The organism is Pseudomonas sp. PvP089 (assembly GCF_017875165.1).
In the GTDB taxonomy this organism is placed as follows: Bacteria; Pseudomonadota; Gammaproteobacteria; order Pseudomonadales; family Pseudomonadaceae; genus Aquipseudomonas; species Aquipseudomonas fortuita.
Genome location: NZ_JAGGME010000001.1, coordinates 3,387,106 through 3,411,717 on the forward strand (window position 1 = coordinate 3,387,106; position 24,612 = coordinate 3,411,717).

Below are 24,612 nucleotides of genomic sequence, written 5' to 3' on the forward strand. Positions count from 1 at the left end.
TTGGGGGCATGCGGTGCCTGGCACCGGCTGTGCCGGTGTTCGCGGGACGAGCCCGCTCCCACAGAGCCCCTTTCTGTGGAAGCGGCGGTAGGCGTGGCGGGTTAGTGGGTTTGCCAGATGCCGTTGTTTCGTTCGCAGTCGGTGCGGGCCTGGCCGAGGCTGGGGGTGTCGTAATAATAGGTGATCACCCGCGCATCTTTGGGCAACGCTGGTTTGTCCCCTCCTACGGATTTGGGGTTGGCCAGCGCTTCCTGAGTCAAAGGCGCGATGCAGCTGCCCACGCTGCCATCCGCACAGCGCGCTACCTTGCTCTTTTCGCTGTTGAGCATGTCCTTGCTCTCGTTGCTACACGACCAGTTGATCGCTTCGGCGGGCAGGTTGCTGTAGCTGTAGCAGGTGTGCCGCTCCACGGGTGTTACGGCATCGCTGGATGAGCGGGTCAGTACGTTGCAGCCCTCGGCCACGGCCTGGCCGCAGACCAGGCTGACGACCATCAGCGTCAAGATCCGTACACGCATTTGCCACCTCCAGGGCCAGCGGCCCTCGTCAGGTCTGGGCGGGCTTGTCGCCTTGGCGCATGGCCTTGGCGCGTTTTTCCAGGACCAGGTAGGTAACCACTGCCAGTAGCAGTGGAATCAGGTAGTACAGTGTGCGATACCCGAGCAAGGCAGCCACAAGCGTGCCTTGGGCCATCTGCCCGTGCAGCAAGGCCAGAAACACTGCCTCAAGTACGCCCAGCCCCGCAGGGATATGCGCAACCACGCCAGCCACGCAACTGATCAGCAGGATGCCGAGAATGGACGGGTAAAAAGCCTCGCCCGGCAGCAACCAGAAGATCAGCAGCGCCATCAGCGCCCAGTTGCTGGCACCCAGCGCAACCTGGCACAGCGCCAAACGCAGCGACGGTAGCGTCACTTCGTGGTTGCGCCAGGACCACGTGCGCTTGGTTGCAAAACCACAGGCCAGCAGGTACCCACCCGCGATCGCCAACAGCAGCAAGCCGATCAGGCGCAGACCTGTAGCGCCCACCGCCCAGCTGCTGGGCAGCTCCACGAAGCCGAGGGCGAATACGGTGCCGGCCAGCAGCATGTAGCCCATCCAGTTGGTCAACAGGCCCAAGGTGAGGATGCGCGTAATGGTCGGGGTATCCAGGCCCAGGCGGCCATATAACCGGTAGCGCAATGCAACGCCGCCTACCCAGGTCGTGAAGTTGAGATTGAAGGCGTAGCACACGAAGGCGACTGGCAGCACCTGCCGGGCGGGCAACTGGTGGCCGGTGTAGGCCCGTGCCAGCAGGTCGTAACTGGCAAATGTCAGGTAGCTGCACAGCGCCAGCGCAAGGCCGATGGCCAGGGTGCCGGGCTTGTAGGCCAGCAACGACTGGCGCACTTCGTTCCAGTCCAGATTGCGTGCCAGCATAAACAGCAGAACAGGTATGAGAATGAGGAACGCCAGCGTGAACAGGCGTTTCACCCAGGTTTGCCAGCCTTTGCGCGCCATCAGGTATTGCCCTCGTGCAGGTTACCCTGAGCCTCGACTTCCGGCTGCACCGAGCGCAAACGCTGGCGGTGTGCCGGGAACCAGCCAGCAATGCGCGGAAAATGGCGGATCACGTGGAAGCACACGAAGATCAGCGGTGCCCGCCACCAGTAACCGCGAATCATGCGCTCCAGGGTGACCGGCTTGCATTGCTCGCTGGCCAGGGCCTGTAGATGCTGGTTCAGTTGCTGGTTGAAGGCTCGATCACGGATGAAAAGATTGGCCTCCAGGTTGAATGACAGGCTCAACGGATCAAGGTTGCTGGAGCCAACGGTGGACCACTCATCGTCAACCAGTGCAACCTTGCCGTGCAGAGGCCGCTGGCAGTATTCGTGGATGGCCACGCCGTCGCGCAGCAGATAGTTGTACAGCAGCCTCGAAAGTGCACGGACCCAGCGCATGTCAGGCTGGCCCTGCAGAATCAAGCGCACATCCACGCCACGCCGGGCGGCGTTGCGCAGCTCCCGCATCAATCGATAACCCGGGAAGAAATACGCGTTGGCAACCACGATGCGCTGCTTTGCACCACGAAAAGCCTGCAGGTAGTGGGTTTCGATATCGGTACTGCGCAGCCCGTTGTCGCGTTCGACCAGCACGGCGCTGCTGGCCCCGGCCGGCTCGGTTACCGGGCGTACCGCGCTGGGTGGCTGCAGCACCGGCGACATCAGGCGCTTGCTGGCAGCATGCACCTGCGCTACCACCGGGCCGGTGACCTCCACCGCATAATCCTGCTTGGCCATGGCACCAAAGTCGCCAAGATGATCGGCGCTGTAGTTGATACCGCCGATAAATGCCCGCTCACCGTCGACTACCACGATCTTGCGGTGCAGGCGCCGGAACAGGTTGGTGCGCATGCCCACCAGCCGGGGCTGTGGGTCGAAAGCGTGAAAGCTCACGCCGGCATCGGTCATGGCCGAAATGAATTCGGTGGGCAGGTCGGCAGTGCCGTAGCCATCCACCGCTACCTCCACCCGCACACCGCGCTGGGCAGCGTCGATCAGCACCTGTTGTAACTGCTGGCCGACCTTGTCGTCGAAGATGATGAAGGTTTCCAGCAGAATTTCTTCCCGCGCCTGGGCCATGGCCTCGAAGACGCGGGGGTAGTATTGCTCGCCATTGATCAGCAACTGCACGCTGTTGCCGTCCACCCAAGGTCGATTCACAGGTTGATCTCCGCAGCCAATGGGGCGTGGTCGGACAGGTGCGACCACGGGTATGTCGAGAGCACTTGGGCAGTGCCGGGCATGGCGTTGCGCAAATAGATGCGGTCCAGCCGCAACAACGGCAGGCGCGCGGGGAAACTGCGCGCCGGGGTGCCGAAGTGCTCGCCGAAAGCCTCTATCAGGTGTTCGCACAGCACGGCATCTGCTTTCAGGCGCCAGTCGTTGAAATCGCCGGCGATAATGACCGGCGCTTCAGGCGGCAGACTGGCCAGCAGGTCGAGCATCAGCTTCACCTGGCGCTGCCGGTGGGCTTCGCGCAGGCCCAGGTGCACGCACACCGCATGCACCTGGTCGTGGCCTGGCACGTCCAGCTGGCAGTGCAGCAGGCCGCGCTGCTCATTGCCCTGTACTGACACATCGAGGTTGTTGAAGTGAGTAATGGGGAATTTCGACAGCAGCGCGTTACCGTGATCGCCATGCGGGTATACGGCATTGCGCCCGTAGGCGAACTGCGGCCACATGCTGTCGGCAAGAAACTCGTACTGCGGCATTTCTGGCCAGGCCGCATGGCGCAGGGCATGCTGCTGATGGCTGCCGTGCACCTCCTGGAGAAACACCAGGTCGGCGCCCGTGGCACGCACGGCCTCGCGCAATTCCGGCAGGATGAAGCGCCGATTGAAAAAGGTGAAGCCCTTGTGCACGTTCAGTGTCAGCACATTGAGCCGGCGTACCGCAGTGACCTTGTCGATGATGCTGCGTGGGGCGGGCAGGGTCTTGTTCACAAGGCCACCTCCGGCAGGACGCCAGGCTCGGTCATGAGCTCATGGTCCAGCGACAGCTTCTGCAGCAGGCGTCGCGCATCGTAGGGGGCGTGAACCTTCTGGTCGTTGTCGAAATAGCAGTAGACATCGCGGGTCGCCCGACGCGGCGGCGAGCCCTGGACGACCAATTGCGCATCCTCAGCCTGGCTACCCTGGCTCCAGCGCTGGATGCGCTGCTTCCAGCGCCTCAGTGCGTTGGCCGTATACCCACTGCTGTAGAGCTCGACATCGCCATGCAGGCGCATGTACACAAAGTCGGCGGTAACGTCTTCCACATACGGCCATTTGCCGGCGCTGTCGGCAACTACCAAAGCGACCCGGTGCTTGCGCAACAGCTTGATGAAGGTCTCACAGAGGAAACTCTCGTTACGGATCTCCACGGCATGACGCAACCGTGCATTGCCGTGTATGCCCAAGCTGCCGTTGCCCTGCAAGCGTGCCGCGCAGTGTTTGGCACATTCACGAGCCGCTTTATGGTTACGCGGCAGCAGTTCGAGAAACCGGGCAAAACGCTCTTCATCGAACTTCATGTTCGGTGGAAATTGCCACAGGATCGGGCCAAGCTTCTTGCCCAGCAACAGTGGGCCTGAGGCGAAAAAGTTCGCCACCGGTTCTTCGATGTCCCTAAGCCGCCGTACGTGCGTGATATACCGCGGCCCCTTCACCGCGAACACGAAGTCGTCCGGCGTCTCGTCACGCCAGCCCTGGTAACGTTCAGGCGTTTGCAGGCTGTAGAACGAGCCATTGATTTCGATGCTGTTCACCGCCCGCGAAGCGAAGGCCAGTTCGTCGTCCTGCCTCAGCCCCTTGGGGTAAAAGTCCTTGCGCCAGGGGCCATAGCGCCACCCGGAGATACCGATGCGGATATCGCTCACGCTGCCGTCCTCATTGCCGGTTCTATTTCGGTCGCTCCAAAGTGCGACCGATAAAGACAGGCCAGGGTTCAGCACGTTTGACCAACGGGAAAGGCTGATACCAGGTTGAACTTTGCGGCGCTTGGCGTTTCCACCGGATACCCGCTTCGTGGAAGGGTGTCAGGATAAAATCGAGGCAAGCATGGCCAGACATATCATCCATTTCACCGGGCCGATCAACTCGTCGACCTGTGGCAACCTGATCAACACCTGTTCGCGGGCGCTGCAACAGGGCGCCGGTATCCTGCAACTGAACATCGCTACCATGGGCGGCGAGTGCAGTTATGGCTTCACCCTGTACAACTTCCTGCGGGCGTTACCGGTCGAGGTGCATACCCACAACCTGGGCACGGTGGAGTCCATGGGCAATATCCTGTTCCTGGCAGGGGAACGGCGCACGGCGTGCAGTTTCAGCAAGTTCCTGTTCCACCCGTTTCACTGGACCTTGCACGGTTCGGTGGATCATTCGCGCATGGCTGAGTACGCCATGAGCCTGGATTATGATTTGAAGTTGTATGCGCAGATTGTCGCCGAACGAACCCAGGGGGCAACGGAGGTACTGGACGTGCCGCGGTACCTGATGGCCTATCCGCGGATTCTGGGGCCACGTGAGGCGCTGGATAACGGGATGATTCATGCCATCGACGAAATGCCAATCGAGGCGCAGTCGGTTCAGTGGAGTGTGCATGCCTAGGGTGTGGCTGTGCGTGCCTCTTCACAGTTGCGCGAAGGCACGCACCGAGTAACCGGGCTTACCGAACTGACGCGGCGGTGGCTCTGTCACAGGCCAGCAGCGAGCGGATCAGCAACTTGATCTCACCCTTGAGCCCAGGCGCCTGGTCCAGATGGGCAAAGCGGCAGTCGGTAATTTCATGCTGCGCCTTGGGCTGCGGCGCGTCGGCAAACTCTGCTTCGAACACGTAATGCATACGCGCGGGGGCCTCGTGACGCATCAGCAAGGTCAGTGACGCTGCCTGCAGCCCGGTTTCTTCCAGCAACTCACGCTCTGCAGCTTGCGCTGGCGTCTCGCCAGGCTCGATCTTGCCGCCGGGGAGGGTCCAGGCACCGTTGGATTTTCGCACCCATAACCATTTTTGTGTTTGCTTGCCGTGCCGGCAGATGATGGTGGCGCGATCCTTGTTCAGCTTCATTCATGCTCCTTGGTGATGCGCTTATTGCATGAAGATATGGCCGTTGGCGGCAATAAACGTTGCGTTTAACCCGACGAACGGTCAAAGCACGTAACGTGCCACCCACGGCTTTCGCCCGCCACGCAAACATTTTGCTGGCGTAAGATTTGTGCCACTGGTCAGTTGCCAGCAAAAGCATTGAGCAGAGCCGGGCAACAGTGGCTCGGAAACTAGGCATGGCACAGATTCGTGTCACCAGCCTATCCATCGCAAGGAGAACCCACATGGCGCAGGATCAAGAGCGGACAAGCCAGCGCGGCGGCACCAAGGAAACCAACCCGGGCAATTTTGCCAATGACCGGGAGCGTGCTTCGCGCGCGGGCCACAAGGGGGGGCAGGCATCTGGCGGCAATTTCGCCAACGACCGACAGCGTGCATCGGAAGCTGGCCGCAAGGGTGGCCAGAACAGCCACGGCGGGGGGCGCAACCCGTGAGGGCAACCGCTCGCTGAATGTCCAGGAACACATGTGGTGCCCGGCAGCGATTTCGGGTTTGCGAATCCGGAATCGCGCCATGACTTCGTCAGGAGAAACGAGCATGCGCGCATTGACCTATCACGGCGCAGGGGATGTCCGCGTCGACACCGTTGCAGAGCCCGGTCTGCAGGAAGACGACGATATCTTGCTGCGGGTAACGGCCACAGCCATTTGCGGCTCCGACCTGCACCTGTACCGGGGCAAGATCCCCATGGTCGAGCAAGGCGATATTCTTGGCCACGAATTCATGGGCATCGTCGAAGAGGTGGGCAGCGCGGTAACCGCGGTGCGCCCGGGTGACCGGGTAGTGATCCCGTTTGTCATCGCCTGCGGTGACTGCTTTTTTTGCCAACACGACTTGTTTGCCGCCTGCGAAACGACCAACACGGGGCGAGGCGCACTGCTGAACAAGAAGACCATACCGTCTGGCGCAGCGCTGTTCGGCTACAGCCACCTGTATGGCGGCATACCTGGCGGGCAGGCCGATTATGTGCGGGTGCCCAAGGGCAATGTAGGGCCGTTCAAGGTGCCGGGGCACCTGGCCGACGATCAGGTATTGTTTCTCTCGGACATTCTCCCTACAGCCTGGCAGGCAGTGCTCAATGCCGAAGTTGGCCAGGGTTCGTCACTGGCAATCTATGGCGCCGGCCCGGTCGGGCTGCTGTCTGCTGCTTGCGCACGCATGCTGGGGGTGGAGCAGATCTTCATGGTCGATGAATGTGCCTACCGGCTGGATTATGCTCATCAGGCCTACGGAGTGATTCCTGTCAATTTTGCCTATGATGATGACCCAGCCGATAGCATCGTGCGCCATACCGCCGGCATGCGTGGTGTGGATGCGGTAATCGATGCGGTGGGTTTCGAAGCCAAGGGCAGCACAACGGAAACGGTGCTCACCGCGCTTAAGCTCGAAGGCAGTAGCGGCAAGGCCCTGCGCCAGAGTATCGCGGCCGTGCGCAGGGGTGGGGTGGTCAGTGTGCCGGGGGTGTATGCGGGGTTTATCCATGGTTTTCTGTTTGGCGACGCCTTCGACAAGGGCCTGACCTTTCGCATGGGGCAGACCCATGTGCAGCGCTACCTGCCTGAGTTGCTGGCGCATATCGAAGCAGGCCGGCTGGACCCGCAGGCCATCGTCACCCACCGCATGGCGCTGGAAGATGCCCCGCGTGCCTACGAACTGTTCAATGGACAGCAGGATCAGTGTCGCAAGGTGATTCTGGTGCCCGGTGCGGCCCCGGACCCACGCGGTCAGGGTGCCGCAGTGCGCTGAAACGGCCGCTTGTGCCGAATGTTCGACAAAATTTTGAATCTTCTGGCCATGGCCCGATCAATCAGGGTGTCATCCATGGAGAAGAGGAGGCCCCTGCGATGCCTAGCCCACAGCTGTACATCATCGATTACCAACTGCATGGCCAACCGCGCAGTTTCATCATTCGCCTGGAACGCCTGGACAATGCCGAGGCCTGGCATTGGGCAAGTTGCGATGCGGGTATCGGCATTATTCCCAAGTTCGGGCGTGAGAAGATCAAGAAGATCAGCCGGCCGATGGCCGAGCGTTACGGGATTACCGGCGTAAGCTGGCGGATTTCGGGGAGCAAGCCGAGCCAGTCGGTGGGAGACCCGGCGGCGATGATGTAATACCACCTCAGCCTGACACATAACCATGCTGCAACGGGGTCCCCGGCTGCAGCATGGTGCCTGGATAAACCCTTTGTCAGGCGCCGGACTCGGGGTCACTGGCCGGGACGCCGGGGCGATTTTCCTCGTCGTCAGTCACATTGGGGTCGGCATCCGGGTCATCCACTTGGTCGTTGCGGCGATCCGGCTCAAGCTCCGGCCAGTCATCCTGCACATTGCCACCACCCATCCGCAGTAAGTAATCCATCGCGCCATCCTCGTCTGTGATCCTCATGGTTAGGAGCGAAAGACCTGTCTTAAAAGTCATCTGGATAGCGGCAGTCGCTGACCAACGGTGGCACCGTGTTGGACACTTGTGCGGGCCCTTTCGAGGTTTACCCGCGAAGGGGCCCGCAAGGTGAACACATCACGCCGGCTGTTTCAACACCAGGGTCAGAATGTCATAGCTGGCCACCAGCTCACCCAGCTGGTTGGTTACCTCCACATCCCACGCCACCACCCCTTGCGGCTGGCCCAGCGGGCTGGTTTTGCCCTGGTCGATCTTGCGCTTGCAGGTCAGCCGTGCCTGGATGGTATCGCCAATGCCCACCGGGTTGATGAAGCGCAGCGTATCCAGGCCATAGTTGGCCAACACCGGCCCGGCACCGGGCGACACGAACAGCCCGGCCGCCGCCGAGAGGACGAAGTAGCCGTGGGCGATACGTTTACCGAACTGCGATTCTTTGGCCGCGATTTCGTCGAAGTGCATGTAGAAATGGTCCCCCGACAGGCAGCCGAAGTTGACCAGGTCGGCTTCGGTCACGGTGCGGCGGTGGGTGAGCAACGACTCGCCGATGCGCAACTGCTCGAAGTATCGGCGGAACGGGTGCACTTCGGTCTCGATCACTTCGCCACCGCGCACGTATTCGCCGGTGACCGCCGTGAGCATGCTCGGCGAACCTTGTACTGCGGCGCGTTGCAGGTAGTGCTTGACCGCGCGCAAGCCACCCAGTTCTTCACCGCCGCCGGCCCGGCCCGGCCCGCCGTGCTTGAGTTGTGGCAAAGGCGAGCCGTGGCCGGTGGATTCCTTGGCGGCCTCGCTGTCGAGCACCAGCAGGCGGCCATGCCAGGCAGCCGCCACCGGTATGGCCTTGGCCGCAATACTGCGGTCGGCGGTGACCAAGGTCGCCACCAGGCTGCCTTTGCCTCGGGCGGCCAGTATCAAGGCTTCGTCAAGGTCGTGGTAGGCCATCAGTGTGTTGACCGGGCCGAACGCTTCGATATCGTGGGCGCCGCCGTCGGCGTGCGGGTCGCGGGCCTGTAGCAGGGTCGGGGCAAAGAATGCGCCCTCGGCCACGCCATCGCCACGCGGGGCGAAGCCGTCGCTGGCGCCGAACAGCTGGTCACAGCTTTGCAGCAGGCTGCGCACCCGCTCGGTCACGTCGTGCTGCTGGTCGTGGGAAGCCAGAGCCCCCATGCGTACGCCCTCCAGCGACGGGTCACCCACAACCACCTTGCTCAGCCGCTCGCGCAAGCGCGTGGCAACCGCATCAATGTGCTTGGCCGGCACGATGGCGCGGCGGATGGCGGTGCACTTCTGCCCGGCCTTGGTGGTCATTTCACGCACCACCTCCTTGATGTACAGGTCAAACTCTTCGCTGTCCGGGGTCACATCCGGGCCAAGAATGGCGCAGTTCAGCGAGTCGGCTTCGGCGGTGAACGGTACCGAATTGCGCACCAGGTTCGGCGTGACGCGCAATTTTGCGGCGGTATCGGCTGACCCGGTGAAGGTCACCACGTCCTGGCCTTGAAGGCGGTCGAGCAGGTCGCCGGTGCTGCCAATCACCAGTTGCAAGCTGCCCTCCGGCAGCAGGCCGGAGGCGTTCATCAGGCGGACGACGGCTTCGGTCAGGTAGCTGGTGGAAGTCGCCGGTTTGACGATGCACGGCATGCCCGCCAGGAACGTCGGGGCGAACTTCTCCAGCATGCCCCAGATAGGGAAGTTGAAGGCGTTGATGTGCACCGCCACGCCTGCGCGCGGCACCAGGATGTGGCTGCCGGCGAAATGACCTTGCTTGCCCAGCGCGATGGCCGGGCCCTCGTGCACCAGGTTGCCCGACGGCAGCTCGCGGCTGCCGATGCCGGCATAGGAGAACAATGTGGCGTTGCCGCCTTCTATGTCGATCCAGCTGTCGGCACGGGTGGCGCCGCTATGGTGCGACAGGGCGTAAAGCTGTTCCTTGCGCTCGGCCAGGTACAGGGCCAGCGCTTTCAGGCGTGCAGCACGCTGCTGGAAGTCCATGGCCATGAGGCTGGCCAGGCCACGCGCACGGGCGAAGTCCACGGCTTCGGCGAAGTCCGGGCGTTCTTCGTGGCTGTAGGCAAGTACGTGGCCATCAAGGGCGCTGCGCAGGGCTTGCGCGCCGTGCTGGCCGAGCCAGCGGCCGGCGATGAAGCTTTGCAGGGTAGGGGCGGCAGACATGCTGTTCTCCATACTGTTCGAATGTAGTGGGCGCTGTTACCACAGCGCCAGGGTGTAGCCGATGATCAGGCGGTTTTCGTCCACGGCGTTGGTCAGGCCATTGCCGGACCGGAAGGTGACGTTGCGCCAGCGCAGGCTGACGTCCTTGAATGGGCCGCTCTGGATGACGTAGGTGATGTCGGTGTCGCGTTCACGCTCGCGGCCATTGCTGACAGTGGCGGTTTCGGCGTGGCGGCCGTCGGTGTAGCGCGTCATGAAACTCAGGCCGGGGATGCCCATCGCTACAAAGTCGTAGTCATAGCGCACTTGCCAGGAGTCCAGCCCGGCGCGGGTGAAGGTGTTGTAGGTCACCAGGTTGACGGTAAACGGGTCGCCGCCGTTGACGAACGGGAAGGCACTGTCGCCGGACATCTGTTGCCAGGTCGCCGTGAACTTGTGTGCCCGCACGCCGAGGGTGAACATGGCGTTGAAGTTGCGGTTGTCGATGTTGCCAGCACGTTCGGCGCCGTCGTTGCGGCTGTCGAAATAGCGCAGGTCGCTGCGCAGGCTCACGCCTTCGCTCAAGGGGCGGGTGTCGATCAGGCCGACGAACTGCTGGCGGTAGATGTCCTCGAGCTTGGCGTAGTAGTAGCTGACGCTGGTTTGCGGGGTGATGGCGTAGCTGCCACCGCCAAAGTCCAGGTGGTCACTGCTGGCAGCGCCATAGCCGATGTCGTCGCGGCCCGAGGAGTCGCGCAGGTTGGCCTTGGTCAGGCGGCCGGCGTTGACGGTAAGGCCATCGAGATCCTGGCTGGTCAGCAGGCCGCCCTGGAAGGTGGACGCCAGCAGGCGGGTGTCGTTGTATACCACCACCGGCAGGATCGGTTGCAGCGTGCCCAGGCGCAGGGTGCTTTTGGACACGCGGATTTTGCCGGTCAGGCCCAGTTCGCTGTAATCATCAACCGGTTCGTGGCTGTTCGGGCCGAAGGGCAGCAGCCCGGTATTGCGGCGGTCGCGGCTGGAGTCGAGCTTGATACCCAGCTGGCCCATGGCGTCAACGCCAAAGCCGACCGGGCCCTCGGTGAAGCCGGACTCCAGCTTGGCGGTAAAGCCCTGGCCCCATTCTTCTGCCTTGGCCTGTGGTGCGTTGCTTTGGCGGAAGTCGCGGTTGATGTAATGGTTGCGCAGCTCCAGGCGTGCGTGGCTGTCGCCGATAAAGTCTGCCAGCGCCGGCAATGGCAAGGCGAGCGTGGCCAGCCAGGCAGCTGACATGATGTGCGTGCGGTTCATTGTTGTTGTTTTACCCGACATGGTGGTTCTTCCTTGAAGTCAGTGCTTGCTGGCGCCAGCGGCGCCGATACCGGTCATGGAGCGGATGAACTGGGCCAGGTAGCGGCCACGCTCCTCACTGGCACGTTCGGAGCTGTCGGTGACCGAGAACGCCCAGGCACTCAGGAACGCCAGGCTCATGGAGAACAAGGCCGGGTTGCTGTAAGGGAACAGCGCTTTATCGTGATGCAGCACGTTGACCCACACTGCCGGGCCCAGTACCACCAGCAGCACCGCCGAGGCCAGGCCGGCCATGCTGCCGCACACTGCGCCGCGGGTGGTCAGGCCTTTCCAGAACATCGAAAGCAGCAGCACCGGGAAGTTGACGGAGGCAGCCACCGCCAGCACCAGGCCGGAGAGGAAGGCGATGTTCTGCGACTCGAACATCAGGCCGAGCATGACCGCCAGCAGGCCGATCAGCAGGGTGGCGACACGCGATACGCGCATTTCCTCCTGCTCGGTGGCCTTGCCTTGGCGGATCACGCAGGCATACAGGTCGTGGGATACCGCCGATGCGCCGGACAGCGCAAGGCCGGCGACCACGGCAAGGATGGTGGCGAAGGCCACAGCAGAGATGAAGCCAAGGAACAAATTGCCACCGACAGCCTGGGCCAGGTGCACGGCGATCATGTTGCCGCCGCCAATGATTGCACCGGTGGCGTCGCGGTAGGACGGCTCGGTGCCGACCATGACGATGGCGCCAAAGCCGATGACGATCAGCAGCAGGTAGAAGTAACCGATGAAACCGGTGGCATAGAACACGCTCTTGCGTGCTTCCTTGGCATCACTGACGGTGAAGAAGCGCATCAGGATATGCGGCAGGCCGGCGGTGCCGAACATCATGCCCAAGCCCAGGGAAATGGCATCCACCGGATTGGACAGCAGGCCACCCGGGGCCATGATCGCCTGGCCCTTGGCATGCACGGCCACCGCGCTGGCGAACATGGCTTCGGTGCTGAAGCCGAAGTGCTTGAGCACCATGAACGCCATGAAGCTGGTGCCCGACAGCAGCATCACTGCCTTGATAATCTGCACCCAGGTGGTAGCGAGCATGCCGCCGAACGTTACATAAGCGACCATCAGCACACCGACCAGCATCACCGCATACAGGTAGCTGATGCCGAACAGCAGCTCGATCAGCTTGCCGGCACCGACCATCTGTGCCACCAGGTACATCAGTGCCACGACCAGGGTGCCGAACGCCGAGGTCAGGCGTACCGGGGTTTGTGCCAGGCGGTAGCTGACCACGTCGGCAAAGGTGTACTTGCCCAGGTTGCGCAGCCGTTCGGCGATCAGGAACAGAATGATCGGCCAGCCGGCCAGCACGCCCAGGGCGTACAACAGGCCGTCATAGCCGTTCAGGAACATCATCGCGGAGATGCCCAGGAAGGAGGCGGCGCTGATCATGTCGCCTGCGATCGCCAGGCCGTTCTGCATGCCGGTCAGGCCCCCGCCGGCGGTATAGAAGTCGCTGGCCGAGCGGGTGCGCAAAGCCGCCCAGCGGGTGATCAGCAAGGTGAAGCAGACGAACACCATGAACATCGAAATGGCTGTCCAGTTCATTGTGCGCACTCCTGCTTGACCTTTTCATTGAGCGGGTCGAGCACATTGTTGGCGCGGTGCACATAGATGCCGGTCAGGGCAAAGGACAGCAGCACCATCAACACACCCACCAGCATGCCGACGGTGGTCACACCGCCGCTGAGCGATTGGCCAAGGGTGCTGGGCGAAAACGCCACCAGCAGGACGAAGCCGTAGTAGATCACCAGCATGGCCAGGGTCAGGCTGCCGTTGAGGCGGCGTTTGCGCTGCACCAGGTGCTGGAAGTCGGGGTGGTTGGCGATGCTTTCTATGCGTTCGGGTGTCATGGCAAGCGATCTCTTGGTTTTGTAATTGTTTTGTTGAGGTCACGCGGGGGTTGCGGTATTGCAAAAGGGCCTCTTCGCGGGCATGCCCGCTCCCACAGAGAGGGTGTTGCCCTCAGCCCTTGTGCGGTGCTTGTGGGAGCGGGCGCGCCCGCGAAGCAGGCGGCGCGGTCTTAAAGCTGGTCGAAGTCGAGCACCACCTTGTCGCTCACCGGGTAGGTCTGGCACGACAGCACGTACCCGGCTGCCACTTCGTAGTCTTCCAGGGCATGGTTGCTGTCCATTTCCACTTCCCCCTCGACCACCCGGCATTTGCAGGTCGAGCACACACCGGCCTTGCACGAGTAGGGCAGCTCGGCGCCGATGGCATTGCCGGCGTCCAGCACGTTCTGGGTGTTGCGTGGCAAGTCGAAGGTAAGGGCGCGGCCGTCGCTGATCACGGTGATGTGGCTGAGCGCCGAATCCACCTGGCGCGCTGCTTCACGGGCCTCGCGACGGGTCTCGTTACCGGCGGCGGCGAACAGCTCGAAATGAATGCGCTCTTTGTCCAGCCCATTGGCCTGCAGGCTGTCACGTACGGTTTCGGTCATTGCCTGAGGCCCGCAGATGAAAGCCGCGTCCAGGCCTGGAACGTCCAGCCAGCGGGAGAACAGTTGGCCGCACTTGTCGGCGTCAATGCGGCCGTTGTACAGGTCAACATCCTGTTGCTCGCGGCTGAACACAAAAATCAGGTTCAGGCGGTCGAGGTACCGATTTTTCAGGTCTTCGAGCTTGTCGCGGAACAGCGCGCCAGAGCTGGAACGGTTGCCGTACAGCAAGGTGAAGCGGCTGCGCGGCTCACTGTCGAGGGTGGTGCCGATGATCGACAGGATCGGAGTAATGCCACTGCCGGCCGCGACGGCCAGGTAATTGCCCTGACGGGCAGGGTCCAGCGGCACGAAGAAGCTGCCCGATGGCGGCATCACGTCCAGTTGCTGGCCGGCCTTGAGCACTTCATTGGCAAACGCCGAGAAACGCCCACCTGGCACGCGCTTGACAGCCACGCGCAGCTCGCCGTCCTGCACGGCGCTGCAAATAGAGTAAGAGCGGCGGACCTCTTCGTTGTCCAGTTGAGTACGCATGACCAGGTACTGGCCCTGGGTGAAACGGAACTGTGCCTGCAGGTGCTCGGGCACGTCGAAGGCAATCGAAACCGCATCACGGGTTTCGTTGCGCACTTGCTTGATGGTCAGGCTGTGAAACTGGCTCATGGCGTTCTCCACGGCTCAAATGCATTTGAAGTAATCGAACGGCTCCAGGCACTCGCGGCAGCGGTACAGCGCCTTGCAAGCGGTGGAGCCGAACTGGCTGAGCATTTCGGTGCGGTTACTGCCGCACTGCGGGCAGCACACCTGGGGGGCTTCACCGAGCAGGCTGCGCTTGCTGGCGCTGCCCTGCGGCGGGGCGATGCCGTAGGTGCGCAGGCGCTCGCGGCCCAGCTCGCTGATCCAGTCGGTGCTCCAGGCCGGGGTCAGCCGGCGCTCAAGGTCCGGCGCGGGGAAACCCGCCTGCTCCAGCGCCTGGCGGATATCGCCTTCGATCACCTCGGTCGCCGGGCAGCCGGAGTAGGTCGGTGTCACCACCAGGTGCAGGTGGCCGGCGCGCCAGTCGAGGTCGCGAACGATGCCCAGGTCGACCACACTCACCACGGGCACTTCCGGGTCCATGACCTGGCCCAGCACCTCCCAGGCCCGGGCCAGGTCCTCGCCGCGTGGCGCCCGCGCGCCACGGTCGCCGGCAATCAGCTCACCAGGTTGCATCGGGGTAAGCCCTTGGCAGGAACTGCATTTCGGCCAGTAGCAGGCCCAGGTGCTCGGTGTGCAGGCCTTTGCGGCTGTCCAGGTAGAAGTGACTGGCAGCCTTGGGCAGCGGCAGCTCGACCGACGCGAAGGTCTCGCTCACCTGTTTCAGCCAGGCAGCACCAGCGGTGTCGGGGTCGGCAGCGATACCTGCCTGGGCCAACTGCACCTCGTTATCGCTGGCGGCCGTCAGTTCGACGGTAAAGCGCCACAGTGCAGGAATGGCGGCAAGCATGCGCTGACGGCTCTCTTCTGTGCCGCCACCCAGGCGCTGTACCCACTCGCTGGAGCGGCGCAGGTGGTAGGTGACTTCCTTGAGTGCCTTGGCGGCGATACCGGCGATACGCTCATCGCTTGAGCCGGCCAGGCCCTGTAACACGGCAAAGTGCCAGGCGTCGTAGAGGAATTGCTTGGTCATGGTCACGGCAAAGTCGCCGTTGGGTTGCTCGACCAGCAGCAGGTTGCGATAGGCCCGCTCGTCTCGGCGGAAGGCCAGGGCATCGGCGTCGCGGCCGTCGTCCAGCCGCTCGGCTGCGTATTCCAGCCAGTTGCGCGCCTGGCCGACCAGGTCCAGGCCAACGTTCATCAGGGCCAGTTCTTCTTCGATGGCCGGGGCGTGACCACACCATTCACAGAGGCGCTGGCCTTGTACCAGGGCGCTGTCGCCAAGCAGCAGCAGGTAGGGGATAAGGGCTTCGTTGTGCATGGCCAACCTCACATGTGTCCGACTTCATCGGGCAGCTCGTAGAAGCTGGCATGGCGGTAGACCTTGTCGTCCGAAGGGGCGAACAGCGGGTCTTTCTCGTCAGGGGAGGAGGCGGTGATCAGCGCCGAAGGCACCACCCACAGGCTGACGCCCTCGCTGCGTCGGGTGTACAGCTCGCGGGCATTTTCGATGGCCATGGCGGCGTCGGCGGCATGCACGCTGCCGACATGCTTGTGGTTAAGGCCGTGCTTGCTGCGCACGAACACTTCGTAGAGGGTCCAGACAGACATTTTCGATCTCCGCATCAATCGCCGCTCAGGCGGCGTTCTTGTTCTGTTGCTTGCGCGCGTAGGCCACGGCGGCCTCGCGAACCCAGGCGCCGCCCTCGATGGCCTGGCGGCGGGTGGCGACACGTTCCTGGTTGCACGGGCCGTTGCCCTTGATCACTTCGTAAAATTCGTCCCACTGAATTTCGCCGAAGTCGTAGTGACCGCGCTCGGCGTTCCACTTCAGTTCAGGGTCGGGGGCCGTGCAGCCGAGCAGTTCGAGCTGCGGCACGGTCTGGTCAATGAAACGCTGGCGCAGTTCATCGTTGGTCTGGCGCTTGATCTTCCAGGCCATGGACTGAGCGCTGTTTGGAGAATGTTCGTCGCTGGGGCCGAACATCATCAGCGATGGCCACCACAGGCGATTGATTGCGTCCTGGACCATGTCGCGCTGGGCCTGGGTGCCGTGACGCATCATGGTCAGGAGCATTTCGTAGCCCTGGCGCTGATGGAAGCTCTCTTCCTTGCAGATACGGATCATCGCGCGGGAGTAGGGGCCATAGGAGGTGCGCTGCAGTACCACCTGGTTGACGATTGCAGCGCCATCGACCAGCCAGCCCACTGCGCCCATGTCGGCCCAGCTGAGGGTGGGGTAGTTGAAGATGCTCGAGTACTTGGCCTTGCCGCTGTGCAGCTTGGCGATTTCTTCGTCGCGGTCGGCGCCCAGGGTCTCCATGGCGCTGTACAGGTACAGGCCGTGGCCGGCTTCGTCCTGGATCTTGGCCATCAGTTGCAGCTTGCGCTTGAGGCTAGGCGCGCGGGTGACCCAGTTGCCTTCGGGCAACATGCCGACGATTTCCGAATGGGCATGTTGGGAGATCTGCCGGATCAGGGTCTGGCGGTAGGCCTCTGGCATCCAGTTCTTGGCTTCGATCTTGATTTCGGCGTCGATCTTTTCCTGGAAGTTGCGTTCCGCGGCGGACATTTCTTCCAGCGATTTGACGCGCTTGACTCCGGTTTCCACTAGCTGTGCGTACATGTGCGGCGACTCCTGCTAAGGCATGAGTCATTTGTAAGCGATACAAAACATAACGTCAAACAGTTTTATATGTATCAAATAAGATTTGTGTATCGCTTTGGGGTCCCATCGCGGGTAAACCCGCTCCCACAGGGGCGCGCGGTACCTGTGAGCGCGAATAACACGCAAAAAAAACCCCGGACATTGCCGGGGCTGCACAGGCAGATGAATGACTCAGCTGGCCAACCGTTTGTCATACACGTGGCAAGCCTTGCCCTCGGAGCGTTTGAGCGTGCCGCAAGGCTGCAGGTGCACCTGGGTGCTGATGCCGATGTAGGTCTTGATCTGTTTGCTCAACTCCCCGGTCACCCGCTTGCGCTGGCCTTCATCGAGGTGCTGGCACTCCGCACGCAATTCAACATGCACCTCGACACTGTCCAGGTTGCCATTGCGATACAGGTGAATCTCATACAGCTCGGAAAGCTGTTTTATTTTCAATACCTGTTCTTCGATCTGGGTCGGGAACACGTTGACGCCACGAATGATCAGCATGTCGTCGCTGCGCCCGGTGATCTTGCCTATCCGCCGCATGGGCCTGGCTGTGCCGGGCAAAAGGCGGGTAAGGTCGCGGGTGCGGTAACGGATCATCGGCAGCGCCTCTTTGCTTAGCGAGGTGAACACCAGTTCGCCCAGTTGGCCGTCCGGCAACACCTCACCGGTGACCGGGTCGATGATCTCGGGATAGAAGTGGTCTTCCCAGATGGTCGGGCCGTCTTTGGTCTCGATACATTCCATCGCCACCCCGGGCCCCATGATTTCCGACAGGCCATAGATGTCGAGGGCATTGATGCCCAAACGCTGCTCGATCGAACGGCGCAGCTCGTCTGTCCACGGCTCGGCACCGAAAATACCCAGGCGCAGCTTGAGGTCATGGGGGTCGATGCCCTGGCGCTCGATCTCGTCGGCCAGGTTGAGCATATAGGACGGCGTCACCATGATGATGTCGGGCTGGAAGTCGCGGATCAGCTGCACCTGCTTCTCGGTCTGACCACCCGACATCGGGATTACCGTACAGCCCAGGCGCTCGGCGCCGTAATGCGCACCCAGCCCGCCGGTGAACAGGCCGTAGCCGTAGGAAACATGCACCTTGTCGCCTTTGCGCCCACCCGCAGCGCGGATCGAGCGGGCGACCACATTGGCCCAGGTATTAATGTCGTTCTGCGTATAACCGACCACCGTAGGCTTGCCTGTGGTACCGCTGGAAGCATGCAGGCGTACCACTTCCTCCTGGGGTACGGCAAACATGCCGTAGGGGTAGTTGTCGCGCAGATCGTTCTTGCCGGTGAAGGGGAACTTCGCCAGGTCTGCCAGGCACTTGAGGTCATCGGGGTGGGTGCCGCATTCGGCAAAGCGCTGGCGGTACAACGGTACATTGTCGTAGCCGTGCTTCAGGCTCCAGCGCAGGCGCTCCAGCTGGTGCTGGCGCAGGGCATCGACGCTGGCGGTTTCCATCGGGTCCAACAAGGCACGGTCGGCATCATGGTACATGTTCATGGCTTCACTCGAATTGTTCTTGTACGCCGTGCGGGGCCGGTTACGGGCCGCGCGGTGAGTGTCATGAGCGCAGCATATACGGCTGCGTTCGGTTCGGTAACAGGCTGAAGGTGTGACCCGCTCAGAGGCGTTCTATGACCATGGCGATGCCCTGGCCAACGCCAATGCACATGGTGCACAGGGCATAGCGGCCGGCAGTTTCCTCCAGTTCGTGCAGCGCGGTGGTTACCAGGCGCGCACCGCTCATGCCGAGCGGATGGCCCAGCGCAATGGCTCCGCCGTTGCGGTTGACCCGGGGGTCGTCGTCGGCCAGGCCTAGCTCGCGTAGCACCGCCAAGCCTTGGGCGGCGAAGGCTTCGTTAAGCTCGATGACGTCCAGGTCGGCCAGTGACAATCCCGTGAGCTCAAGTACCTTTCGGCTTGCCGGCACCGGGCCGATGCCCATCAGCCGTGGCTCAACCCCGGCCACGGCCATGCCGACGATACGGCCGCGGGGCTTCAGGCCATGGCGGCGGGCAGCGGTGCTGCTGGCCAGCAACAGGGCGCAAGCGCCGTCGTTGACACCGGAGGCATTGCCGGCGGTGACGCTACCCCCTTCACGGAACGGGGTGCCGAGACGGGCGAGTTGTTCCAGCGTGGTGTCGCCGCGCGGATGCTCATCGTGCTCGACCACTTTGGCCGGGCCTTTGCGCTGGGGGATTTCGACCGGCACGATTTCTTGCGCAAGGCGGCCGCGGGCCTGAGCAGCGGCCGCCTTGTGCTGGCTGCGCAGCGCGAAGGCATCTTGGTCGGCGCGGGAGATAGCAAACTGTTCAGCGACGTTTTCAGCGGTTTCCGGCATCGAATCGGTGCCGTAGGCAGCCTTCATCAGCGGATTGACGAAGCGCCAACCGATGGTGGTGTCGAACAACTCGGCTGCGCGGCCGAAGGCCTGCTCCGACTTGCCCATGACGAAGGGCGCGCGCGACATCGACTCAACGCCGCCAGCCAGCATCAGCCCGGCTTCGCCGCAACGCAGGGCGCGGGCAGCATTGCCGATGGCGTCCAGGCCGGAGCCGCACAGGCGGTTGATCGTGGTCCCCGGTATTTCGGGGGGCAGCCCGGCCAACAGGGTGGCCATGTGGGCCACGTTGCGATTGTCTTCGCCGGCCTGGTTGGCACAGCCGAAGATCACGTCGTCGACCGCTTTCCAGTCCAGCTCGGGGTGGCGCTGGATCAAGGCCTTCAGCGGAATGGCGGCGAGGTCATCGGCACGTACGCCGCTCAAAGCCCCGGCATAGCGCCCTATGGGGGTGCGCACGGCGTCGATGATCAGGGCATCGGCGAGGGTGTGTTCAGTCATCTTGCGTCTCCTGCGCCAGCACGGTGCCGCGCACTTTGTAGGATTTGCCATGGAACATCGCCACCAGCTCACCGCGCTGGTTGTGGATGCACACGTCGTACAGGCCGGTGCGGCCTTTGCGGCTGACCTCGCTGGCGTCGGCGGTGAGCACGTCATCGCGCAGCGCCGGTGCCAGATAGTCGATGCTGCAACCCAGTGCCACGGTGGCCTGGTCGTAGCTGTTACAGGCGAAGGCAAACGCCGAGTCGGCCAGGGCGAAGAGAAAACCGCCATGGCAGGTGCCGTGGCCCTGGATCATGTCGGCGCGTACTGGCATGCGCAGGCTTGCCCGGCCCGGGCCGGCATCCAGCAGGCTGATGCCCAGGCCCTGGGTGGCCAGATCGCGGGCATACATGGCGTCGGCACAGGCTTGTGCCAGTTCGAGTTCAGTCATGCAGGGTGCCTCCTTTGGCCTCGCAACGGCGTAACAGCAGAGAAGGGCGGTAGCGGCTCTCGCCGTAGCTGCGCTGCAGGTTGTCGAGCACGCGCAAGGTGTGGGCGATGCCGATGTGCGCAGCCCAGGCCAGCGGGCCACAGGGGTAATTGACACCGGCGCGCATCGCCAGGTCGATGTCAGCGGCGCTGCCGACGCCCTGCAACACGGCATCGGCAGCTTCGTTGGCGAGCATTGCCACTGTGCGCAGCACCACCAGGCCGGGCAGGTCGGCGACAGCAGTAACCTTGAGGCCGGCCCGCTGCAGCAGGGCCACAGCCTGGTCCCGAGCGCTTGCGGTGGTATCGGCCGACCAGCTGATGGCAATACGTGAGGCGGTGCTGTAGTCCAGCGCAAGATCAAGCAGCACCAGGTTGCGCAGGCCATCTTCACGGGCGCGCTGGCTGGCGAGGCGGCCATCGGACAGTGCCAGGGTGGCATCACCGACCTGGATCACGCCGCTGCCAGCACGCTGGGTGATGGCAATGCCGTTATCGCGCAGGCGTTCAGCCAGTGGCTGCAGCACTCCCAGATGCCCCTCGACAACACAGGCATCAACACTGGCGGGGCTGTGCAGTTCGGCCGGCACTGGGCGCTGCGCGCCTTCAGCGTAGCTATAGAAGCCTTGGCCTGTCTTGCGGCCGAGGCGACCGGCATCCACCAGCTCTTTTTGCACCAGTGAAGGCTGGAAGCGGAAGTCCCCATAAAATGCGTCGAACACCGAGCAGGTCACGGCGTAGTTGACGTCGTGGCCGATCAGGTCAGTAAGCTCGAACGCACCCATACGGAAACCACCGGCATCACGCAGCAGCGCATCAAGGCTGGCGCAATCGGCCGCTCCTTCCTGTAACAGGCGCAGGCTTTCGGCATAGAAAGGCCGCGCCACCCGGTTGACGATAAAGCCCGGTGTCGAGCGCGTGTGCACCGGCTGTTTGCCCCAGGCTTGGGCGGTGTCGTAGATGCACGCGGCCACGGCCGGTTCAGTTGCCAGGCCCGACACCACCTCGACCAGCGCCATCAGCGGTGCGGGGTTGAAGAAGTGCATCCCCACCACCTGCTGCGGGCGTTCAAGGCCGGCAGCAAGGCTGGTGATGGACAGCGATGAAGTGTTGCTGGCAATAATGCAATCTGCTGTGCACAGGGCTTCTAACTGATTGAACAGCGCCTGCTTGACCTGCAGGTTCTCGACGATGGCTTCGATCACCAAGCCGGCATCGGCCAGCGCGTCGAGCGTGTCGACCGGGCACAGGCGGATGCTGATCATTTCACGCTCGACAGCCTGCAATTTGCCTTTTTCCACGAGCCGGGCGAGCTGGCGATCAATACCGGCCACTGCCTGGGCAGCGGCCCCTGGGCGGTTGTCGTAAAGCTTTACCGGGTGGCCGGCCTGAGCCGCCACCTGGGCGATGCCGGCCCCCATGGCACCGGCACCGATCACCGCTACGGGCACATTGCTTGCGAGTGCGCCCATGTTCAGCGCCCCTTGAATGCGGGAGTACGCTTGTTGATGAAGGCGCTGACGCCTTCACGGTAGTCCTCGCTGCGCCCGGCCAGGCGTTGCAGGTCGCGCTCAAGCTCCAGTTGTTCATCGAAGCCGTTGTCGAAACTGGCATTGAGGCTGCGCTTGATCAACGCCAGGCCGTAGGTAGGCTGGGTGGCGAGCTGGCGGGCCAGTGTGAGGGCTTCGTCACGCAGTGCAGCATCGTCAACCACGCGATGGATCAGCCCCCATTGCTGTGCCTGTTCGGCGCCAAGGCGTTCGCCCAGCATGGCCAAGGCTTTGGCCCGCGCCATGCCGACCAGGCGCGGCAGCAGCCAGGTCCCGCCAGAGTCTGGCACCAGGCCAATTTTGCAAAATGCCTGGATGAAGCTTGCCGAGCGGGCGGCCAGTACCAGGTCGCAGGCCAGCGGAATATTCGCGCCGGCCCCGGCGGCAACACCGTTTACCGCACAGATTACCGGCAGTGGCAGGTCGCGCAGGGTGCGTACCAGCGGGTTGTAGTACGTGTCGATTGAAGCGCCCAGGTCTGGCATTTCAGCGCCTGGGGCAACGTTACGGTCGGACAGGTCCTGGCCTGCGCAGAAGCCGCGGCCCTCAGCCGTCAGCAACAGCACCCGCGCATCGCTGCTCTGGCGCACTTGCTTGAGTGCTTCGCGTACTTCCAGGTGCATGGCGGTGTTGAAGCTGTTCAGCTGCTCGGGGCGGTTCAAGGAGAGGAGGGCGACGCCGTCCTCAATGGAAAACAGGATGTGCTGGAAAGTCATGACAGACTCGCTCCGTCAGTCGAGGGAAAGGTGGTCAGCGGCCTTGGAAACGGGCCTGGCGCTTTTCCTGGAAGGCCCGGATACCTTCGTCGCGGTCGGCGGTGCCGGCCAGCAGGGTGAATGCATGGCGTTCGAAGCGCAGGCCACTGGCCAGGTCTGTATCGCCGGCCTTCAGCAGCGCCTCTTTTGCCAGGCGCACGGCCAGCGGCGCCTTGGCGGCGATGCTGCGGGCCACATGCAGGGCGCGTTCTACGGTGAATTCGGGCTGGGTCACTTCACTGACCAGGCCTGCCTGCTGGGCGTGACGGGCGCTAATGGCTTCGCCGGTCAGCACCATCTGCATGGCCAATGGCTTGCCAACGGCGCGCAACAGGCGCTGGGTGCCGCCAGCGCCGGGGATGATGCCGAGGTTGATCTCCGGCTGGCCGAAACGGGCGTCAGTACCGGCGATGACGATGTCGGCGCACATCACCAGCTCGCAACCACCGCCCAAGGCATAGCCATTGACTGCCGCAATCAGCGGCTTGGCAAAGCCGGCGATGCGCTGCCAGTGGGCTACCCGAGGATCGTTGAGGATGCCGATCAGGTCGCGCTCGGCCATTTCGCGGATGTCGGCGCCTGCGGCGAATGCCTTGCGGTTGCCAGTGACCACCACCGCAGCGGTCTGATCATCCTGGGCGGCTGTATCCAGTGCAGTGGCCAGCTCTGCCAGTAGCTCGGTACACAGGGCGTTGAGAGCCTCTGGCCGTTGCAAGGTGATGAGCTGAACGCCGTTTTCCGGCGCCTGCACATTGAGATATCGCGGCATGTCGGGGTCCTCTGGCTGCACGCACGGCACATCGTGGGGCCGGCATTTCTTGGAATTGTTTGCAGGGTCGTGATGCTGGGTCACGAACAGGTGAGCCCAGTATATGCATTATGCGATACACAAAATCAACATTAAAAATGCAATGCCGTATCCCTTCAATGAGGTCTTTAACTATTTCAATCGTTACGATTAAGGACTTTTAAACCGTATAATGTCGATTTTTAAATGGTTTTCGAGTGTTTTCGCCTGCCGATCCAAGCAGATATAAAGTGATACACAGCGATGGCGTTTGACGAGAAATTTCCTTGTGATACAAGATCGGGTCCCATTTCAAATCATTTCTGGAGTTCGCATGCCTTGCTATCGACTGGACGGCCTGACGCCCGTGGTTCACCCGACCGCCTACGTGCACCCCAGTGCAGTACTGATCGGCGATGTCATCGTCGGCCCTCGTTGCTACATAGGCCCCTTGGCATCGCTCAGGGGCGACTTCGGCCGCATCGTGCTAGAGGAGGGCGCCAACCTTCAGGACACCTGCGTGATGCATGGCTTCCCGGGTGGTGACACCGTAGTAGAGCGCAACGGGCACATCGGCCATGGCGCCGTGCTGCACGGATGCCGCGTGGGCGAAGACGCCTTGATCGGCATGAACGCAGTGGTCATGGATGGCGCCCACGTAGCGCCAGGCTGCATCGTTGCGGCCACCGCTTTCGTCAAGGCCGGCTTCGAATGTGCGGCTCAGAGCCTGGTGATGGGTTCGCCAGCGCTGGTAAAGCGCCCGTTGACCGATCAGGAGCTGGCCTGGAAGCAGGCCGGCACTGCGCAGTACCAGGAACTGACGCAGCGCTGCATGACCAGCATGGTCGAATGCCCGCCGCTGGCCGAGGCAGAAGTGGGGCGCCCGCGTATGGAAGACACCGGCTTCAGGCCCAAAGGCCAGGCAAGCGCATGAGCCTGGCAGCCACCCG

The 24,612-nt window shown here is 62.7% G+C and carries 26 protein-coding genes and 1 pseudogene; 5 read left to right on the forward strand and 22 right to left on the reverse strand.

What is annotated here, in order from left to right:
- Positions 1-101: 101 nt before the first annotated feature.
- Genes J3A71_RS15510 through J3A71_RS15530 form a run of 5 tightly spaced genes read right to left on the reverse strand, consistent with a single transcriptional unit; the run spans position 102 to position 4,398 of the window.
- Positions 102-518: a hypothetical protein gene (locus J3A71_RS15510; protein ID WP_023048029.1), complete on the reverse strand. Its 417-nt coding sequence runs from the start codon at positions 516-518 to the stop codon at positions 102-104.
- 28 nt (positions 519-546) lie between these two features.
- Positions 547-1,500 carry a lysylphosphatidylglycerol synthase domain-containing protein gene (locus tag J3A71_RS15515; protein WP_023048028.1) on the reverse strand — a complete coding sequence of 318 codons (954 nt, stop codon included), beginning with the start codon at positions 1,498-1,500 and terminating at the stop codon, positions 547-549.
- The gene (gene clsB, locus J3A71_RS15520; protein ID WP_016487169.1) at positions 1,500-2,702 is read right to left on the reverse strand and encodes a cardiolipin synthase ClsB; all 1,203 of its coding nucleotides are present in this window, start codon (positions 2,700-2,702) and stop codon (positions 1,500-1,502) included. The genes J3A71_RS15515 and clsB overlap by 1 nt, the downstream gene beginning before the upstream one ends.
- Positions 2,699-3,484: an endonuclease/exonuclease/phosphatase family protein gene (locus J3A71_RS15525; RefSeq protein WP_016487168.1), complete on the reverse strand. Its 786-nt coding sequence runs from the start codon at positions 3,482-3,484 to the stop codon at positions 2,699-2,701. The genes clsB and J3A71_RS15525 overlap by 4 nt, the downstream gene beginning before the upstream one ends.
- Complete coding sequence (locus J3A71_RS15530; protein ID WP_016487167.1) at positions 3,481-4,398, reverse strand: DUF72 domain-containing protein; 918 nt, start codon at positions 4,396-4,398, stop codon at positions 3,481-3,483. Before J3A71_RS15530 ends, J3A71_RS15525 begins: the two co-directional genes overlap by 4 nt.
- Before the next feature lie 169 nt (positions 4,399-4,567).
- Here J3A71_RS15530 and J3A71_RS15535 point away from each other — a divergent pair, with 169 nt between their 5' ends.
- On the forward strand, positions 4,568-5,131 hold the full coding sequence (locus J3A71_RS15535; protein ID WP_256219675.1) for an ATP-dependent Clp protease proteolytic subunit: 564 nt from the start codon (positions 4,568-4,570) through the stop codon (positions 5,129-5,131).
- Between the two features lie 58 nt (positions 5,132-5,189).
- Here J3A71_RS15535 and J3A71_RS15540 read toward each other — a convergent pair whose 3' ends face one another.
- Positions 5,190-5,588 carry an NUDIX hydrolase gene (locus tag J3A71_RS15540; RefSeq protein ID WP_016487165.1) on the reverse strand — a complete coding sequence of 133 codons (399 nt, stop codon included), beginning with the start codon at positions 5,586-5,588 and terminating at the stop codon, positions 5,190-5,192.
- A 263-nt stretch (positions 5,589-5,851) separates the two neighbouring features.
- On the opposite strand from J3A71_RS15540, the gene J3A71_RS15545 reads away from it, so the two are divergent.
- The 3 genes from J3A71_RS15545 (at position 5,852) to J3A71_RS15555 (ending at position 7,741) form a co-directional block, all read left to right on the forward strand.
- Positions 5,852-6,061 carry a general stress protein gene (locus tag J3A71_RS15545; RefSeq protein WP_016487164.1) on the forward strand — a complete coding sequence of 70 codons (210 nt, stop codon included), beginning with the start codon at positions 5,852-5,854 and terminating at the stop codon, positions 6,059-6,061.
- 103 nt (positions 6,062-6,164) lie between these two features.
- Positions 6,165-7,373, forward strand: coding sequence for a zinc-dependent alcohol dehydrogenase (locus tag J3A71_RS15550; protein ID WP_070086399.1), 1,209 nt, complete (start codon positions 6,165-6,167; stop codon positions 7,371-7,373).
- A gap of 98 nt (positions 7,374-7,471) precedes the next feature.
- Positions 7,472-7,741: a DUF6555 family protein gene (locus J3A71_RS15555; protein WP_023048027.1), complete on the forward strand. Its 270-nt coding sequence runs from the start codon at positions 7,472-7,474 to the stop codon at positions 7,739-7,741.
- A 76-nt stretch (positions 7,742-7,817) separates the two neighbouring features.
- Here the strand turns inward: J3A71_RS15555 and J3A71_RS15560 are convergent, their stop codons facing one another.
- The 16 genes and pseudogenes from J3A71_RS15560 to paaF form a co-directional block, all read right to left on the reverse strand.
- Entirely contained in the window at positions 7,818-7,988 is a 171-nt protein-coding gene (locus J3A71_RS15560; RefSeq protein WP_016487161.1) for a hypothetical protein, read from the reverse strand.
- Between the two features lie 159 nt (positions 7,989-8,147).
- On the reverse strand, positions 8,148-10,202 hold the full coding sequence (paaZ, locus tag J3A71_RS15565) for a phenylacetic acid degradation bifunctional protein PaaZ (RefSeq protein WP_095115386.1): 2,055 nt from the start codon (positions 10,200-10,202) through the stop codon (positions 8,148-8,150).
- Positions 10,203-10,238: 36 nt separating this feature from the next.
- Positions 10,239-11,471: an OprD family porin gene (locus J3A71_RS15570; RefSeq protein WP_016487159.1), complete on the reverse strand. Its 1,233-nt coding sequence runs from the start codon at positions 11,469-11,471 to the stop codon at positions 10,239-10,241.
- Positions 11,472-11,510: 39 nt separating this feature from the next.
- Positions 11,511-13,073, reverse strand: a pseudogene (locus J3A71_RS15575) (cation acetate symporter); the annotation flags it as partial.
- Positions 13,070-13,378 (reverse strand): DUF485 domain-containing protein, encoded by a 309-nt coding sequence (locus J3A71_RS15580; protein ID WP_016487157.1) that lies wholly within the window; start codon positions 13,376-13,378, stop codon positions 13,070-13,072. The gene J3A71_RS15580 and the pseudogene J3A71_RS15575, both read right to left, overlap by 4 nt.
- A gap of 170 nt (positions 13,379-13,548) precedes the next feature.
- Complete coding sequence (gene paaE / locus J3A71_RS15585) at positions 13,549-14,625, reverse strand: 1,2-phenylacetyl-CoA epoxidase subunit PaaE (RefSeq protein WP_096426075.1); 1,077 nt, start codon at positions 14,623-14,625, stop codon at positions 13,549-13,551.
- Positions 14,626-14,640: 15 nt separating this feature from the next.
- Entirely contained in the window at positions 14,641-15,174 is a 534-nt protein-coding gene (gene paaD, locus J3A71_RS15590; protein WP_016487155.1) for a 1,2-phenylacetyl-CoA epoxidase subunit PaaD, read from the reverse strand.
- Entirely contained in the window at positions 15,161-15,919 is a 759-nt protein-coding gene (paaC, locus tag J3A71_RS15595; protein WP_060517774.1) for a 1,2-phenylacetyl-CoA epoxidase subunit PaaC, read from the reverse strand. The genes paaD and paaC overlap by 14 nt, the downstream gene beginning before the upstream one ends.
- Positions 15,920-15,927: 8 nt before the next feature.
- On the reverse strand, positions 15,928-16,209 hold the full coding sequence (paaB, locus tag J3A71_RS15600; RefSeq protein WP_004374528.1) for a 1,2-phenylacetyl-CoA epoxidase subunit PaaB: 282 nt from the start codon (positions 16,207-16,209) through the stop codon (positions 15,928-15,930).
- A 25-nt stretch (positions 16,210-16,234) separates the two neighbouring features.
- Complete coding sequence (gene paaA / locus J3A71_RS15605; protein ID WP_023048138.1) at positions 16,235-17,224, reverse strand: 1,2-phenylacetyl-CoA epoxidase subunit PaaA; 990 nt, start codon at positions 17,222-17,224, stop codon at positions 16,235-16,237.
- 213 nt (positions 17,225-17,437) lie between these two features.
- On the reverse strand, positions 17,438-18,757 hold the full coding sequence (gene paaK / locus J3A71_RS15610) for a phenylacetate--CoA ligase PaaK (RefSeq protein ID WP_096426074.1): 1,320 nt from the start codon (positions 18,755-18,757) through the stop codon (positions 17,438-17,440).
- A gap of 121 nt (positions 18,758-18,878) precedes the next feature.
- Positions 18,879-20,099 carry a 3-oxoadipyl-CoA thiolase gene (gene pcaF / locus J3A71_RS15615; protein ID WP_096426073.1) on the reverse strand — a complete coding sequence of 407 codons (1,221 nt, stop codon included), beginning with the start codon at positions 20,097-20,099 and terminating at the stop codon, positions 18,879-18,881.
- Positions 20,092-20,532, reverse strand: coding sequence for a hydroxyphenylacetyl-CoA thioesterase PaaI (gene paaI / locus J3A71_RS15620; RefSeq protein ID WP_016487150.1), 441 nt, complete (start codon positions 20,530-20,532; stop codon positions 20,092-20,094). Before paaI ends, pcaF begins: the two co-directional genes overlap by 8 nt.
- Entirely contained in the window at positions 20,525-22,042 is a 1,518-nt protein-coding gene (gene paaH / locus J3A71_RS15625) for a 3-hydroxyacyl-CoA dehydrogenase PaaH (protein WP_096426072.1), read from the reverse strand. Before paaH ends, paaI begins: the two co-directional genes overlap by 8 nt.
- Positions 22,043-22,044: 2 nt before the next feature.
- Complete coding sequence (gene paaG / locus J3A71_RS15630; RefSeq protein ID WP_016487148.1) at positions 22,045-22,836, reverse strand: 2-(1,2-epoxy-1,2-dihydrophenyl)acetyl-CoA isomerase PaaG; 792 nt, start codon at positions 22,834-22,836, stop codon at positions 22,045-22,047.
- A gap of 34 nt (positions 22,837-22,870) precedes the next feature.
- A complete protein-coding gene (gene paaF, locus J3A71_RS15635; RefSeq protein WP_096426071.1) occupies positions 22,871-23,644 on the reverse strand; it encodes a 2,3-dehydroadipyl-CoA hydratase PaaF in 774 nt (257 codons plus the stop codon).
- Positions 23,645-23,996: 352 nt separating this feature from the next.
- On the opposite strand from paaF, the gene paaY reads away from it, so the two are divergent.
- A complete protein-coding gene (gene paaY, locus J3A71_RS15640) occupies positions 23,997-24,596 on the forward strand; it encodes a phenylacetic acid degradation protein PaaY (RefSeq protein ID WP_016487145.1) in 600 nt (199 codons plus the stop codon).
- Positions 24,597-24,612: the final 16 nt, after the last annotated feature.

Bases quoted from the DNA above. Each gene is read 5' to 3' on its own strand.
- J3A71_RS15510 (WP_023048029.1), bottom strand. From the start codon at position 518: ATGCGTGTACGGATCTTGACGCTGATGGTCGTCAGCCTGGTCTGCGGC.
- J3A71_RS15515 (WP_023048028.1), bottom strand. From the start codon at position 1,500: ATGGCGCGCAAAGGCTGGCAAACCTGGGTGAAACGCCTGTTCACGCTG.
- J3A71_RS15540 (WP_016487165.1), bottom strand. From the start codon at position 5,588: ATGAAGCTGAACAAGGATCGCGCCACCATCATCTGCCGGCACGGCAAG.
- J3A71_RS15545 (WP_016487164.1), top strand. From the start codon at position 5,852: ATGGCGCAGGATCAAGAGCGGACAAGCCAGCGCGGCGGCACCAAGGAA.
- J3A71_RS15550 (WP_070086399.1), top strand. From the start codon at position 6,165: ATGCGCGCATTGACCTATCACGGCGCAGGGGATGTCCGCGTCGACACC.
- J3A71_RS15555 (WP_023048027.1), top strand. From the start codon at position 7,472: ATGCCTAGCCCACAGCTGTACATCATCGATTACCAACTGCATGGCCAA.
- J3A71_RS15560 (WP_016487161.1), bottom strand. From the start codon at position 7,988: ATGGATTACTTACTGCGGATGGGTGGTGGCAATGTGCAGGATGACTGG.
- paaZ (WP_095115386.1), bottom strand. From the start codon at position 10,202: ATGTCTGCCGCCCCTACCCTGCAAAGCTTCATCGCCGGCCGCTGGCTC.
- J3A71_RS15570 (WP_016487159.1), bottom strand. From the start codon at position 11,471: ATGAACCGCACGCACATCATGTCAGCTGCCTGGCTGGCCACGCTCGCC.
- J3A71_RS15580 (WP_016487157.1), bottom strand. From the start codon at position 13,378: ATGACACCCGAACGCATAGAAAGCATCGCCAACCACCCCGACTTCCAG.
- paaE (WP_096426075.1), bottom strand. From the start codon at position 14,625: ATGAGCCAGTTTCACAGCCTGACCATCAAGCAAGTGCGCAACGAAACC.
- paaD (WP_016487155.1), bottom strand. From the start codon at position 15,174: ATGCAACCTGGTGAGCTGATTGCCGGCGACCGTGGCGCGCGGGCGCCA.
- paaC (WP_060517774.1), bottom strand. From the start codon at position 15,919: ATGCACAACGAAGCCCTTATCCCCTACCTGCTGCTGCTTGGCGACAGC.
- paaB (WP_004374528.1), bottom strand. From the start codon at position 16,209: ATGTCTGTCTGGACCCTCTACGAAGTGTTCGTGCGCAGCAAGCACGGC.
- paaA (WP_023048138.1), bottom strand. From the start codon at position 17,224: ATGTACGCACAGCTAGTGGAAACCGGAGTCAAGCGCGTCAAATCGCTG.
- paaK (WP_096426074.1), bottom strand. From the start codon at position 18,757: ATGAACATGTACCATGATGCCGACCGTGCCTTGTTGGACCCGATGGAA.
- pcaF (WP_096426073.1), bottom strand. From the start codon at position 20,099: ATGACTGAACACACCCTCGCCGATGCCCTGATCATCGACGCCGTGCGC.
- paaI (WP_016487150.1), bottom strand. From the start codon at position 20,532: ATGACTGAACTCGAACTGGCACAAGCCTGTGCCGACGCCATGTATGCC.
- paaH (WP_096426072.1), bottom strand. From the start codon at position 22,042: ATGGGCGCACTCGCAAGCAATGTGCCCGTAGCGGTGATCGGTGCCGGT.
- paaG (WP_016487148.1), bottom strand. From the start codon at position 22,836: ATGACTTTCCAGCACATCCTGTTTTCCATTGAGGACGGCGTCGCCCTC.
- paaF (WP_096426071.1), bottom strand. From the start codon at position 23,644: ATGCCGCGATATCTCAATGTGCAGGCGCCGGAAAACGGCGTTCAGCTC.
- paaY (WP_016487145.1), top strand. From the start codon at position 23,997: ATGCCTTGCTATCGACTGGACGGCCTGACGCCCGTGGTTCACCCGACC.